The following is a 14,578-nucleotide window of genomic DNA, read 5'->3' as shown; positions in this document are numbered from 1 at the left end:
GTTCATTCCCTGATTCACTCTATTCAGGAGGATTTTCATGAAGACCAAAACCGTTCCCGTTGAACAGGTCCCCGCTAAAACGGGCTGCTGCAGCAAAGTTAAAGCCTGTTGCAAGCATGCCGGTCGTGCCCGCGAAATCGGCCTTGCAGGCATGACCGCCATGGCGACCATTGGCCCGAAACGTTTTCGCCCCTATTTCCAGCAGGCTCTGGCTGTTATTTCTGTCGTGGCCGCGACCATCCAGTTCTTCCGTAACCGGAAAGGCTGAACCTTTCTCTGGCCAGACTCCACACCGGCACTCTGGCCAGAACCCTCTTCAGAATCGCTTTGTCAGACCGCCCATGATTGTCCTTGGGGTTCCGACAACCGTTCGGCTTAAAGAGGCTGATGGGAAGTATCGCTTGTCGGCTGCATTCTGCACGTTGATCTGAGCGCTCCAGGACCCTCTTTCATAATACGCCGCCAGATTGACCAGAGCATAGGCAGACGTTTTATACGTCAGGCCATAGACGGGATCGCGTGGCGTATAGTTATCGGCTGGACTAGACCCTTCAAAATGCACACCCGCCCCAATACCAAGCCCCTTCAGCATCCCTGACGGGATGGAATACTTTGTCCAGATATTGAAAATATGGTGCGGAACGCCCGCAAGCCACAGAGTTCCGCCATTGGGCAGAAGCCGATTGTCTTTGGTGATTTTGGTATCGAGATAAGTGTACGCAATATTGGCAGTCCAGGTTGGGAGAATTCTGAGATTGCCTTCCAGTTCAAACCCTTTGCTCCTCTGCTCACCCTGGGCAATTGAGTAAAGCGGATGGAGGGGATCTGTTGTCGCGACATTTGTCCGCGCCAGATCGAAAAGGGTCGCCATCCCTGTCAGAACACCGTTTCGCGTCTGCGCTTTGAGACCCACCTCGTAATCCGTTCCCCTCTGTGGCGGCAGGATCTTCTGCTGATAATCAACAGACGTCGTTGGAAGAAACGCCTTGGACCAGTTGAAGTATGCAGACATCCAGTCCGTAAAGGCCCAGGTAATGCCCGCGTGCGGGCTGAAAGCCGTCGTTGGCGGATTGTTCCCGCCACGACCACTGGTCGCACGATCCCAGCGCACACCAAATGTCACCGCAACCTGACGGCCAATTTTCATATGGTCCTGAATATAGGCCCCGAACTGATCCTGACGTGTTTTGGAAATGACACCGCTGCTCGCATAGTCGGGAACATCCCCATAGACCGGATTTGCGAGATTGAGATTTGTTGTGGTTGCAAAGCCGGTGGTGGAATTGGTCCCATTCTGACCATAGTCGGTCCCGACCAGAACGTAATGCGAAATCAGGTGTGTTGTATGGAATTTGAAATTAACATTCGTATCAATTCGGACGTCAGTTCCATGATTATTATACGGTCCATAGTAGTAACGACCAACCTGTGAGAGATCGTTCGAGAACCCCGTCGTTGCAAACAGCCATCTGTTGTAGGTCTGACGGTAAACCTGATACCGAAACCCTTGATGGAAGCCGATGTTCTCATTGAACTTGTGATCAAACATGTAGCCCAGATGAACGTAGGTCTGTCGCTGCTGGGCAGGGTTTTCAACATCGGTTATGGCAAAATCCCTGGGTAGTTTTCCCCAAGGAGACGGCAGAACCGTTCCATACGCCGGAATCGCCGTATAAGGGTGACCGCTCGTGCGATTATAGCGAAACAGGAGCGTCAGATCGGTATGATCTGTCGGACGAATTGAAATGGATGGCGCGATGTAAAGCGTCTCCATATCCGAGGCGCGAACGAAGTAATCCTGCTTTCGGTAAACGGCATTCACCCGGGCTGTAATCATCCCATTGGATGTCAGCTTCCTGTTGATATCCGCGCGCCCTTCATAATACGACCAAGATCCACCCTGAGCCGTGAAGGTGGCAAAATTACTGTCTACCGGCCTCTTGCTGACCATGTTGACCATGCCGGAGAGCGGCCCCTGCCCAAACAGGCCCGAAGCCGGCCCTTTAATGACTTCCATGCGGGACAGGCCCACAGTTTCGTTCATGGAAAGGCTGTCGATGGTTTTCATACCATCGAGATAGGTCATGCCGGATGTGCTGAAACCACGCACACGAATACTGTCATACAGGCCGTAGCTGTCCGCATGGGACACGCCTGCTACGTTTTGCAGCGCATCCGAAAGACGGATGACATTCTGCTCGTCCATCAGTTTGCGGGAAACAACGGAAATGATCTGAGGGTTTTCCAAAAACGGAATGGCCATCTTGGCGGCACTGACAGAAGCAGCCTGCTGCTGCCCAACCACCGTGACAATATCCTGCTTTCTGCGCCTGGCCGCAGCAGAAGGGCTGTTTTTACGAGCGTGGGGTGCAGAGGCGCTTTTCTGCTTTTCCGGTTTCTCCACCAACGAGCCTGCACTGGCGGAAGAAGACAGCAACAACTGGGAAACGATCATCAACGCCATTGGCTGAGTGCAACGAAACACACTCCGACCAAGGCTGGCTGTTGTAGGGCTCATTTGATTCGCATCTCAGAGAGTAAGGATTTGATGCTAATGCGAGTCATTCTTAATAAAAACAAGCACCCAGACTTTGTTTGTCATAATCCGGATTGTCGTTATCAACGCTTCAGAGAAACGAGATGGGATCGATATCAATATCGATCTTGGCACTTCCTTTGGGCCTGATGTCTTTCAGCCAGTCTCGCAAAATCGGCTGAACAGCAATTCCTCGCATGGTCCGCAGCAACAACCGGCGCCGGTGCCGCCCGCGCAAAACAGCCAGCGGTGCAGGCGCTGGCCCCAGAACCTGAACCCCTTCCCGCTCCGGTGCGGCAAACGCGATTTCCTTTGCCAGCGCATCCGCCGCATCCGCTGTCGCAGCGCTGACAATCAGCGCCGCCAGCCGCCCATAAGGCGGCCAGAAAGACGGACGTCTCTGCTCCGCTTCCTGCTCCATGAAGGTCTGGAAATCATTCGAGACGAGCGCCGTCATGACCGGATGCTCACCCACATAGCTTTGAAGCAGCACACGGCCCGGACGTTCCGCACGACCCGCGCGCCCCGCGACCTGATGCAGAAGCTGAACGGTGCGTTCTGCGGCCCGCAGGTCACCACCCCCCAGCCCCAGATCGGCATCCACCACACCTACGAGCGTCAGCTTGGGGAAGTGCCAGCCCTTGGCGACGATCTGGGTTCCGATGATGAGATTGACCTCGCCATCCGTGATCTTCCGCACTGCCTCCGCCGTTGCAGCCGGAGACCCGAGCGTATCCGAAGACATGACAAGGATCTTCGCCTCCGGAAAACGCAGTTTTGCTTCTTCCGTAATGCGCTCGATCCCCGGCCCGATCGGCACCAGAGAATGTTCAGCATGGCATTGCGGACAGTCTGACGGAATGCTCTCGGTATGACCGCAGTGATGGCAGGTCAGGATACCGCGCGCCCGATGTTCCACCAGCCAGGTGGAACAGTTAGGACACTGCATCCGATGCCCGCAGGCGCGACAGAGCGTCAGGGGCGCGTAGCCACGGCGATTGAGGAACAGCATCGCCTGCTCCCCATTCTTCAGCGTTTCATCAATGGCGGTGCAGAGCACCGGAGACAGAAACAATCCCCGTTCCGGCGGGTCAGACCGCATATCGACCAGAGACACGTCCGGCATTGTCGCGCCACCATGCCGGGCAGTCAGAAGCTCATGGTGATAACGACCACCTTCGACGTTCGCCAACGTCTCCAGAGACGGCGTGGCAGACACGAGAATAGCGGGCGCGTTGGCCAAACGGGCACGGACGACAGCCATATCCCGCCCATGATACATGACGCCCTCTTCCTGCTTGAAGGCAGTTTCATGCTCCTCGTCCACCACGACAAGGCCCAGATTTTCAAACGGCAGGAACAGGGCTGACCTTGCGCCAACCACAACGCGTGCCGTGCCATCAGCAACAGCACGCCATGTTTCACGCCGACGCTTGGCCCCGAGATCGGAGTGCCAGACAGCCGGTTCCGCACCAAAGCGACGGATAAACCGATCAGTCCACTGCGCTGACAGGGCGATTTCCGGCAACAGGACCAGAACCTGCTTTCCTTGAGCCAGACAGGCCGCCACAGCCTCAAAATACACTTCCGTCTTGCCAGACCCTGTCACGCCCTCAAGCAGGGTCACGTCAAAGCGCTGCTCTTCCACCGGACGGCAAAGCTGCTGTGCAACCTCTGCCTGCTCGTCAGAAAGACGCGGCGCGCCATGGCTTGGGTCAGGTGTCGCGAAAGGTGCCGCCACCGAAATCACGGCCTCCCGCAACAGACCAGCCGTCGCAAGCCCTCTGATAACGGCGGAACTGGCTCCGCTGGCCGCCGCAAGATCGGATGTCGTCATCGCCGTGCTGGATGCCACATCGAGAACAGCGCGACGTGCTGGCGTCACACGCAGACCATCTTCGGGCTGCTCAGTCCGAACCCAACCAAGAGCAGGTTTGGGCGCATCTTTCAGGTGAATCCGGGTCGCCATAGCCAGAACCAGCCCCGGCGGCGTCAGCGTATAGGCTGCCACCCAGTCGATGAACCGCCGCAGACTCCCCGGCAAAGGGCGTACATCCAGCTTTTCAACTACGGGACGCAGGCGGGATAGTGGAACTTCACGCGCAGGTGCTGTCGCGAAATCAGCCGGAACCGTGGTGGTGGTGTCCCAGACGCATCCAACGATCTCCCGCTTTCCCAACGGAACCGCAACCAGATCGCCTGGCTGAAGCGGTATGGGTGCCAAATAGTCCAGCGGCCCCGGAAAAGGCAGCGGAACGAGCACCGAAACGCGCGTTCCGGTGGGGGGTGGCTTTCGCCAGAGGTCAGGCTTGGGTAGGCTGCTGGATGCCATGCCTGTGTCTAACCTCCCTGAGCCCGAAATGCCATGATGGCCCATGACGCATTGCGCGACTGGACCGAATGGCTGACCCATGAACGGCGCTCCAGCCTGCGAACAGTCGAAGCTTACCGGCACGATATTGTTCTGGCACTGGCCTTTTTCGAGCAGCACCTTGGCGGGGACGTTGATCTGACATCCCTCGCCAAACTGTCTCTGGCCGATTTGCGCGCCTGGCTGGCCCATGAAACCGCCCGCAGCGAAAAACCTACACGTCGCGCCACGAACGCAGACTCCCGCGCTCGATCCAGAGCCCGCCGCGTGTCGGCCTTGCGGTCGTTTTACCGCTATCTGGCCGTCCGGTTCGATATATCAAATCCCGCTCCCGGACTTCTGGCCACACCGCGCCTGAAAAAACGTCTTCCCCGCCCCCTTGGGCAGGAACAGGCTCTCGCCGCTCCCGAAGGGATTTCCGACGACGCCTACACCAGCGCCGCCGCCCTCAGGAACAAAGCCCTTTTCACGCTGCTTTACGGCACCGGATTACGCATTGGCGAGGCCCTCGCCCTGGACGTGCGGGATCTTTCAAACGCTGGTGAAAACATGCTCCGGGTTGTCGGTAAGGGCGGGAAAGAACGCCTCGTTCCCCTCCTTCCCGCCGTGCGCGAGACATTGGAGACATGGAAAGCCGCCCATCCATCTCCCTCCCCCGATGCTCCCTTATTTTGCGGCACGCGCGGGGGGCGCCTGAACCCCGGTGTCGCCCAACGCGCCATGCGGGAATGGCGTAAAGGCGAAGGCCTGCCGGATTCCGCTACCCCTCATGCGCTGCGCCACTCCTTTGCAACCCATCTGATGGAAGGCGGCGCAGATTTGCGCGCCATTCAGGAACTCATGGGCCACGCCAGCCTTTCCACCACCCAGGCATATACGCTGGCGGACGAAAAGCATCTGCTGGACGTCTGGCGCAAGGCACATCCACGGGCGGAGCAGAAATGAAACGACTGATCGGCAGCTTTCTGACATCTCTCCTGGCGGTAACCGGATATGCGAATGCCGGAACCTGTCGCATGACCCAGGCCACAGTCCTCCCTCTTCGTAATGATGGCGGTTATCTGAGTGTTCCTGTTCAGATCAACGGCCAGGCTGCCTCCATGATTGTGGATACAGGCTCACAGGGAAGCCTGATGACGCCTGAAGGAATCAGGACGCTCCGCCTGCCGCAGGACCAGAACCGCCATACCGTCATGCAGGGACCAAATGGGGCTCCCCGACTGGTCCCGAACAGCCGCATCGCCGATCTGCGTCTTGGCAAACTCGCACTGGGGGCTGGCTCCATGCCCGTAGGGTCTCTCCCCGGCTCCCCCATGATTCGCCCACCCATTCTGGGACTTTTAGGAGCGGATGTTCTGGACGGATACGATCTGGAATTCGATGTACCACATCAGCAGCTCATCTTCTGGAAAATCCTGCCCAGTTCCTCAGACTGCCAGCTTGCGCCATCATGGAAAGGCAAATGGAACACCGTGCCTGCCCGCGTCATTGACGGGCGCATGATGGTCACGTTCACCCTGGATGGCACCCACGGCACCGCCCTGCTGGATAGCGGTGCACGCTCGCATATCATCAGTACGGATTTCGCTTATCGGCTGGGTCTCACGGACGAACTTCTGGCTCTCGACCCCGGCGGCACGACAGCCGGAGTGGATCTGCATGAACGCCGCTACCACTGGCACCGATTTAAACGCTTCTCCATGGGAGGCACGGTCTGGGAAAACCCGGTTCTGACCGTAGCCCCAGTCCACGATCAAACAGATATGCTTCTGGGATCAGACTGGTTTGCCAAGCATGACATCTGGCTGTCGTATGCGACAAGCCAGATTTTTGTTCGCTAGTCCGTTAGCTAAATCATAAAGAAATGATTTCTTTTGCCAGCGTGCCACATTACTCAGACACCCTAACTATAAAGAGTTACATATCTGATTATTTTACCGAAAAATATTAAAAATCAGATATGTAACATGAATTATTTATTGATAATTCCCTCGTCATTATCGACAATATTCTGTATTTTTTTAAACCACATCTTTTCAAAAAGAAGATCTTGACTCTTATTGATCATACCTCTCATCGAATAATTTTTAACGCCCCACATACTCGAATTCGCCATATCATTATGACCTACAAGAAATGGAAACGTTGTAACAATTTTCAAATCTTCAATATTCTCCAAATATCGATCAATGGTATTGGATTCAATATCAAGATTTTTTTCATCCCACTGGGCTATTATTTCCAAACTCTTCCTGCTGTATACATTACAAACCATGCCAACCATTTTATCGATAAGAGCGCATTCCATTTTATCAAATTCAAATATTGATGATACTCTTGCATCTGGATGAAGGTCAGATATAAATGCAGAAAAAACATCCCACTGGCATTTTTCGCGATATATCCGGATTGCAAATTCAAATATTTCGTCAGCTGTTACGTCAGAAAAAACGGCATCGTCTTCATGAATAAGAACGAACTCACAATCTGACTCCAAAAGTTTTTTTGCCAAATATTTAAAACTATAAGCGGCACCCACCCAACCTGGGGTAGCACGCAGTCCAGAGAAACAGAATATTTCACCGTTCTGTTTCTTTTTTGCAAAGGCGTGACGCTCGAAAGTTTCAGGCATACTCAGCACGATTTTATTGGAATCAATTTTCGTTCTGTTGCTCTGGCTATAGAAGCGTCGGAAATCAATAAATCCGAGGGCCAGCATGATCCGACTGATATAAAAATGAAATTCCCCCCCGGAATTTCTGTTTGCACTAGGATCGACCGTCACTTCTTTTGAAATCATTTCCTGAATTGACGAAACGATTGCATCACAATCCCCTAAATCAACAAAAGATATGCTTTCGCCGTATTGGGAAAAATCATAATCACCTTGATCATTGGACACTTCTGAAACAACAGGTATCCCGAGAGAAAGAGCTTCAAATACTCTCGTACTTTCCAAGGCTGAATCTTCATAATAATGAATATTAAGACACACCCGAGCCTTTAAAATTTCCCGATACAAATCAGCGCCGAATAGATTACTAACAACCTTAACATTAAAATTCTTACCCACAGCTTCAAGAATTTTATTACGCCTTATGTTATTGGCGTCTCCATAGAAAAGAACGTCATATTCTTTTTCTTCCGAAGAAAGCTGAATGCCGTGATTTTTTACATAATTAATATAATCGGGAAGAGCTCCAATCTGAGCATAATAAACTTTGGGATATGAAATCCCCATTCCATCAAGAAATTTGATTCCAGAATTCGTATATTCGATGACGGCAAGCGACGCATTCAGGACATCAATATATTTTTCTGTAAACCACCGTGACATAGTCGTCTGCTCAAGCTGTACGCAAATACGGCGATCCGCAGGTGGCAGATTTTGAAACATTTGAGCACAAACAACAAAATATAGCCGTGATGTAAAATCTTTAGGCATCTCGGTTTGAACGCCAACATCAAAACCCAACGAAGTCAGTGAGCTGGCAATTAAATTTGCCACATAAAGTGTATGAGGCGTAGCAATAACCATAATAGAAAATAAATTTTCCATTTCCTGCTTCGGTTCTTTTCGAGAAGAAATTGGATTTATTTTCTCGTTAAGTATTTTTTTAATTAATTTTACCTTACCTCTAGATATTAGACTCGAAAATGTCTTTAATTTTCTAATAAAAATTCCAGCACCCCGTAAAGGCGCTGAAAATTTCCAGCTTGTAGACGTTTTATAAATATTTATATCAGCATCTTTTTGAGAGAGAATACCGTTAATATTTTCTATATGCTGATTCAGATTATTTATGTGAATCATTTTTTGATGAAGTTCAGAATCTTGCCTACCAATCTCACGTTGGAGATGATTAATATGATTTTTAAACCCCTCTAGCTCCTTTCTAGCTAGACTAAAATTCTTCTGAACCGTCAGTGCACCACGCAACAATTCAACAGTACTATTCTTATATTCCATGGTATTTTCGAGATTTTTATTATATCCTTCTCCGATTTTCTGACTTTCCAATTCACAGAATTTTCCAAGATTGGAAAAAGCCGCTGTAGCCTCTTTCCATGAGCCATTATTTTCCAAAGAGGAGACCAAGGAGTAAAGATCCGGGTTCACATCAGAACCAACCATAACAACACCCAACCCATTGCTATGATTAAACCAGAACGTCGGATATTTTCTTTTTAAATCTTCAAAAAATTTCCAAACACCAAAATTTCCCGTATAGACTGCAATGTCATGAAGAAGAACAACCCCAGATGAAGACATCTTTGGGAGCCATTTTGTAAAATCATTTTTTACAGATTCATAAGTATGAAGGCCATCTATATGCAGAAGATCTATACTGCCATCTTCGAATTTTCCTAACGCATCATCAAAGGTTGACCTTATCAGAGTCGAAAACCCCGAGAAATTTTCGTTATTGTATTGATTAACTAAAGAAAAAATATTTTCTCCGTAGAAACCACTCTGGACATCTCCATTCCAAGTATCTATGGCATATGTTTTTGTTTTTAAATAATTTTTTTGCACTGCATGACAAAAATTAAAGTATGAATTTCCTTTATAGGTCCCCAACTCGACAATTATTTTTGGTTTTATGACACTCACAATCCAATATGCAAATGGGATATGTCCTGCCCATGGGCCTGGGTGAGTAATATAATATTTATCTTGGATCGCTGGGGCCAAATTTATATAGGTTTCGTTCATAATTTCCTCGAGGTATTCTTACATTATTAGAAAAGTTTCTACACTAGCTTCTTTCTCAAAGTAAGACCCTCACTGTCACCGTAGGCCTACCAAAAATTCACAGCTCTCATTCGAAAAATAAAATACCCCATTCCAGTAATATCCACCCTAAAATACTGCAAAAAATTTTATATTCACCACTATAAAAACAATTTCTTACTTTACACTTTAAATAATTCTAAAAATATTTTTTAATATTTATATTTTACAAATAAAAATAATTGTTTAATATTATATTTTAAGGGACGAATTTTATATTTAATCCCAAGTCCAGAACTTCCCTGCTTTCATCCGTTCTTTACGGGATGGCGTGAAGACCCACCAATCCAGAGCTTCTCCTGTCCGAGCCTCATGGATGGTCGCGGCAAAAACGTCATGTACGCAGGGATCATGCCTCTGCCCGGTGAGCGCACACAGTTTCACGTAAAGATCATCTGCTTCACACGCCGCCAGTTGCGCTGTTGATGTTACTCCGAGAACAGCAAAATCAGCCAATGCTGCCTTACCTACATTCTTCAGTTTCGCAAGATCGCTCATCCTTAGGCTCCTCTTCAGGCAACCATGCTCTCACTGACACCTTAATGTCCTAGCAACAAAAGGACATCATTCATGGCACTTCACGGGTTATCACGTTTCACGGATCGAAAAGTCCTTGTAACAGGGGCAGCATCCGGGATTGGGCACGCAACCGCTCTCCGCTTTCTGGAAGAAGGGGCACATGTTCTTCTGGTTGATCGGGACGAAGACAAACTGAATGATGTCATGACGTCTCTTGACCCGGCAAAAGCGACGGCTTCCCTAACTGATATTTCCCAACCCAAACAGGTTGAAGCACTTCTCACCTTCACACAACAAACCTTTGGAACACTTGATGTCCTGGTGAATAATGCCGGCGTCACAACAATGGGGACTGTGCTGGATGGCGATCTATCCGCCTGGGAGACGGTCTGCGCCACCACATTGACCGGCACCCTGAATGTCAGCCGGACTTTCCTGCCACTCCTCATCAAAAGCAAAGGCAATATCGTCAATACGGCTTCTGTTTCGGGTATGCGCGGCGACTGGAATACGGCCTATTATGACGTGGCCAAAGGCGGCGTCGTGAACCTGACCCGCGTTCTCGCAATGGATCATGGTAAAGACGGCGTCCGCATCAATGCCATCTGCCCGTCTGTAACCCGGACTGCCATGACAGCAGAGGCCGTGAAAGACGCTGCTTTTGTTAAACGTGTTGAGGACCGGATTCCTCTGCAACGTCTGGGCGAGCCAGAAGACATGGCCGCAGCCATCACCTTTCTTGCCAGCGATGATGCTGCTTACATTACGGGCCTCATCATGCCAGTTGATGGAGGCGTGACCGCATCAAACGGGCAACCTCCCTTCCCTATGAACTGATTTACTCCACGTCTCCGCGCTTGTTCTGCACGGAGACGTTGCCTGAATGCGTTGAGAAAAAATGTAGATTCCTGCCTTTGGGAAGCGGCGGCTGGTCATTTGAGAGCGTAAAATACATTCTGTTTTCACGCAGGTTCCAGAGAACAATCTTGTTCTCGAAAAACGGCAATCCCAGACTGCCAATCTGAACATCGTCCTGAAAAAGAACCTTCTCGTCTTCAATGGAAAGACCACCCATTGTCATATTGCTGACCGTCGCCACCTGCCCGACACTCATAAAGCCATCATAATGCGTGAATTTTTTCTGCTCACCCAACCCTGAGAGACTGTCTTTCAGAGAGGAAATCCAGGCGGATGGAAACGTCGTGTACGTCAGATCAGGATTAAAGCTGACGTGCCTTTTCTTACCGCCAATCCGTAGATGAACTGTAAAATCATCTTCCATATATAGAGAGCGACTCTCTTCCCCAAGGAAGGTGTCTATTGCCCCCTTACAGGCAGCGTCGCGGCTAAACTCAAGATAGGCAAACTTCCGCTTGGGAATGTCTATCAAAACCGAAAGACGGGAAAGCGCGGCCCGCCCCAACACTCCAACAATCGGCCTGCCATCCACGCTTTGTGCTGTTGGCCGCTCTAGCAGAACAGCATCCACATCTTTGAGCGCTACACCGTCCAGAACAAGCTCAGAGATTTTGGAGTGATAAGCCCGTTCCTGATAGGTCCCGTTGATAATGACCCTCGCGTCTTCATCGGCCTGCGGAAATTGGACGTCCCCAGAGTTGCGAATGTAAATATAATCAAATGCGGGACTGACATACATTGCAGCCGGTTTACCATTGATGGTCACGGGGATCAGCGGCGCATCGCCTTGCCCTCCCAGAAGAGGCAAAAGAATTGGTGCAGTCACACACTCGACAGAATTTTCCGCCTGCGCGGATTCAATAAACAGCCCTGAGGACACAAGAAGAGCAAGAACCAGTTTCTTCATGGGCTGTGGCCTTCCGGGCAACACACTCAATATTTCCAATACGTCATCAACTCTGGGGCCATCTGTCCCCTCAGTCTTTTTTGCTGATGTCTTTCTCCGTTTTAACCACCTTGCGACAGCAGACTGAATATTGAACGAAACAGAGCGACCCTCATAAAAAAGCCTCCAATCCAGATCAGGATCGAAGGCTTTCAAACATATCAAAGCTCAGAAGACTTATTCGCCCTTGAGACGGCTATTGCACTGGGACCAGTATCCGCCGCCCTTCTGTATCCATTTGAGGTTCCCGTTCTTCCCCGTTGCCTTGTTGGCATTGTACTGCGCCACGCAGGTCTTCATGCGGGCCTTGCCAGGTGTCAGGCTGGAGAACTGAGAAGATATCGCCGTTGGGAACACTACATTCCCAGACGTAACCGGCACAGTCTTGGATTCAATCGGAGCCTTGGTCCCCGCAACAGAAGAGTCAGGCGGGTTCGCCTTGCCTGTCGTAACAGGCACCGTCGTCGTGGGAGCCGTGGCCGCAGAAGCCGGAGCGGCAGCCTCAGGCGTTGCATCCGGTGTTTCCGTACCACAGCTTGCAGCCTTGAAAGCCTTGTAGCTCTGGCCATTCAGCGTACCGCCCTTCTTGGCGGCCTGGAAAGCAGCGTGACATTCCTTGGCCGTCATCGCGTGAGCAGGAACAGTAGCGAGCCCGGCCGCCAGAACAGTGGCGAAGGTTAGGCGGGACAGCAAACGGTTGGAAACCATGAAAAAACATCCTTGTCTGTCAACCGGAAGGTCGTAGCCTCCCGGCCCGGAAACGCCAGTGACTACGCTCAGTTGATACGCTCACCATGCATGGTCATGTCGAGGCCTTCAAGTTCCTCTTCTGCAGAAACGCGCAGCCCCATGACGCGATCCAGAATCTTCAGGATCACGAACGTCATGATAACACACCAGACAATCGTCACGCAGACCGCTTCGGCCTGCGCCAGAAGCTGCGACAGGCCCCCAACCGTTCCCGTCGGGTTTGCATCCGTCGCAGAAAGCGGTCCGTAAGCCAGAAGGCCCGTCAGAAGCGCACCAATGATCCCGCCTGTTCCATGGACACCAAAGGCGTCAAGGCTGTCATCATAGCCTAGCGTATGCTTGAGCCACGTCGCACTCCAGAAGCAGACCGCACCCGCGATCAGACCGATCACGACGGCACCACCCGGAAGAACGAACCCAGCCGCCGGCGTAATCGCGACCAGACCAGCCACAACACCGGAAATGATACCCAGAGCTGTTGGCTTTCCGGTCCGTGCCCATTCCACGACCATCCAGGCCACGCCACCTGCAGCGGCCGCAAGCTGCGTCGTCAGCATGGCCATGCCCGCACGGCCATTCGCACCCAGAGCAGACCCGGCATTGAAGCCAAACCAGCCAACCCAAAGCAGGGATGCACCAATAATGGCGTAGGTCAGATTAAACGGAGACATGTCATCCGTACCAACGCCACGACGCTTGCCCAGAACATACGCACAGACCAGGCCCGCCACACCGGAGTTGATGTGAACGACTGTACCGCCTGCAAAATCCACGGCACCGAGACCAGCAACCCAGCCCGTCGGGCTCCAGACCCAGTGAGCCACAGGGGCGTATACCACAAGCAGCCAGAGAATGGTGAAAACACACATGGACGAGAACTTCATGCGTTCCGCGTAAGCACCTGTAATCAGCGCTGGCGTGATGACGGCAAACGTCATCTGGAACATCATATAGACGCTCTCGGGGATCGTCATCGGCACAGCGGCCGCAGTCCCAGCGCCCAATGTAAACGCAGAATCTACACCATTATGGAAGTTCGAAGCCACACCGTTCAGGAGGGCCCGGGACAGATCACCAATCCATGGTGTACCATTCGAGAAAGCGAGACTGTAACCCGCAACCATCCAGACGAGGCTGGCAATGCAGCAGATGGCGAAAGACTGGATCAGCGTGGCAAGAACGTTCTTCTTGCGCACCATACCGCCATAGAACAACGCCAGCCCCGGAACGGTCATCATCAGCACAAGCGCCGTACTGACCAGCATCCAGGACGTGTCACCCGTATCAATGGCAGCCGGAGCATCCGCAGCCATGGCAGAAGCAGGCAGCAGAGCCGCCGCTGCCATGAGTGAAAGACAGGAGCCCTTCATCACAGAGCGCCCTCCCCGGTCTCTCCCGTGCGGATACGGATAAGCTGATCCAGGTTGGAGACCATGATCTTGCCATCACCAATCTTGCCCGTCCGAGCAGCGGTCATGATCGCCTCAATGACGTCTTCCACGACAGAATCCGATACAGCAACTTCGATCTTGAGCTTCGGCAGGAAACTGACGTGGTATTCGGCCCCACGATAAATTTCCGTCTGGCCTTTCTGACGACCAAAACCTTTGACTTCTGTGACGGTCAAACCTTGCACGCCCAGCGGCGTCAACGCCTCCCGGACATCGTCAAGCTTGAAGGGTTTGATAATGGCGGTGACGAGCTTCACGAACGGCATATCCTCGTTGGGTATCAGCAGACTGA

12 protein-coding genes are annotated in these 14,578 nt (G+C 51.7%); 4 read left to right on the top strand and 8 right to left on the bottom strand.

The genetic code is table 11. From position 1 onward, the window contains the following. Positions 1-37: 37 nt before the first annotated feature. The gene (locus tag HKD32_RS05525) at positions 38-268 is read left to right on the top strand and encodes a hypothetical protein (RefSeq protein WP_010504142.1); all 231 of its coding nucleotides are present in this window, start codon (positions 38-40) and stop codon (positions 266-268) included. Positions 269-316: 48 nt separating this feature from the next. Here HKD32_RS05525 and HKD32_RS05520 read toward each other — a convergent pair whose 3' ends face one another. Beyond that, positions 317-2,518, bottom strand: a complete 2,202-nt coding sequence (locus tag HKD32_RS05520; RefSeq protein WP_228118787.1) for a TonB-dependent siderophore receptor — start codon at positions 2,516-2,518, stop codon at positions 317-319. 109 nt (positions 2,519-2,627) lie between these two features. After that, entirely contained in the window at positions 2,628-4,868 is a 2,241-nt protein-coding gene (locus tag HKD32_RS05515) for a primosomal protein N' (RefSeq protein ID WP_194257663.1), read from the bottom strand. A 33-nt stretch (positions 4,869-4,901) separates the two neighbouring features. Between HKD32_RS05515 and HKD32_RS05510 the strand changes: the two genes are divergently transcribed. Together HKD32_RS05510 and HKD32_RS05505 are read left to right on the top strand one after the other, a co-directional pair. Beyond that, a complete protein-coding gene (locus tag HKD32_RS05510) occupies positions 4,902-5,852 on the top strand; it encodes a tyrosine recombinase XerC (RefSeq protein WP_194257662.1) in 951 nt (316 codons plus the stop codon). Then, positions 5,849-6,748: a retroviral-like aspartic protease family protein gene (locus HKD32_RS05505; protein WP_194257661.1), complete on the top strand. Its 900-nt coding sequence runs from the start codon at positions 5,849-5,851 to the stop codon at positions 6,746-6,748. The genes HKD32_RS05510 and HKD32_RS05505 overlap by 4 nt, the downstream gene beginning before the upstream one ends. Positions 6,749-6,879: 131 nt before the next feature. Here the strand turns inward: HKD32_RS05505 and HKD32_RS05500 are convergent, their stop codons facing one another. After that, entirely contained in the window at positions 6,880-9,624 is a 2,745-nt protein-coding gene (locus HKD32_RS05500) for a class I SAM-dependent methyltransferase (RefSeq protein WP_194257660.1), read from the bottom strand. 297 nt (positions 9,625-9,921) lie between these two features. Further along, the gene (locus HKD32_RS05495; RefSeq protein WP_194257659.1) at positions 9,922-10,200 is read right to left on the bottom strand and encodes a helix-hairpin-helix domain-containing protein; all 279 of its coding nucleotides are present in this window, start codon (positions 10,198-10,200) and stop codon (positions 9,922-9,924) included. A 72-nt stretch (positions 10,201-10,272) separates the two neighbouring features. On the opposite strand from HKD32_RS05495, the gene HKD32_RS05490 reads away from it, so the two are divergent. Beyond that, complete coding sequence (locus tag HKD32_RS05490) at positions 10,273-11,058, top strand: meso-2,3-butanediol dehydrogenase (protein ID WP_194257658.1); 786 nt, start codon at positions 10,273-10,275, stop codon at positions 11,056-11,058. Position 11,059: 1 nt separating this feature from the next. On the opposite strand, the gene HKD32_RS05485 is transcribed toward HKD32_RS05490, so the two are convergent. The 4 genes from HKD32_RS05485 to HKD32_RS05470 form a co-directional block, all read right to left on the bottom strand. Continuing rightward, on the bottom strand, positions 11,060-12,046 hold the full coding sequence (locus HKD32_RS05485; protein ID WP_062025724.1) for a hypothetical protein: 987 nt from the start codon (positions 12,044-12,046) through the stop codon (positions 11,060-11,062). 216 nt (positions 12,047-12,262) lie between these two features. Beyond that, entirely contained in the window at positions 12,263-12,793 is a 531-nt protein-coding gene (locus HKD32_RS05480) for a hypothetical protein (RefSeq protein WP_194257657.1), read from the bottom strand. A gap of 68 nt (positions 12,794-12,861) precedes the next feature. Next, positions 12,862-14,205, bottom strand: coding sequence for an ammonium transporter (locus HKD32_RS05475; protein ID WP_194257656.1), 1,344 nt, complete (start codon positions 14,203-14,205; stop codon positions 12,862-12,864). Continuing rightward, entirely contained in the window at positions 14,205-14,543 is a 339-nt protein-coding gene (locus tag HKD32_RS05470; RefSeq protein ID WP_194257655.1) for a P-II family nitrogen regulator, read from the bottom strand. Before HKD32_RS05470 ends, HKD32_RS05475 begins: the two co-directional genes overlap by 1 nt. Positions 14,544-14,578 lie beyond the last annotated feature (35 nt).

Source organism: Gluconobacter japonicus, from assembly GCF_015244665.1.
In the GTDB taxonomy this organism is placed as follows: Bacteria; Pseudomonadota; Alphaproteobacteria; order Acetobacterales; family Acetobacteraceae; genus Gluconobacter; species Gluconobacter japonicus.
This window is presented reverse-complemented; position numbering and strand designations above follow the sequence as displayed.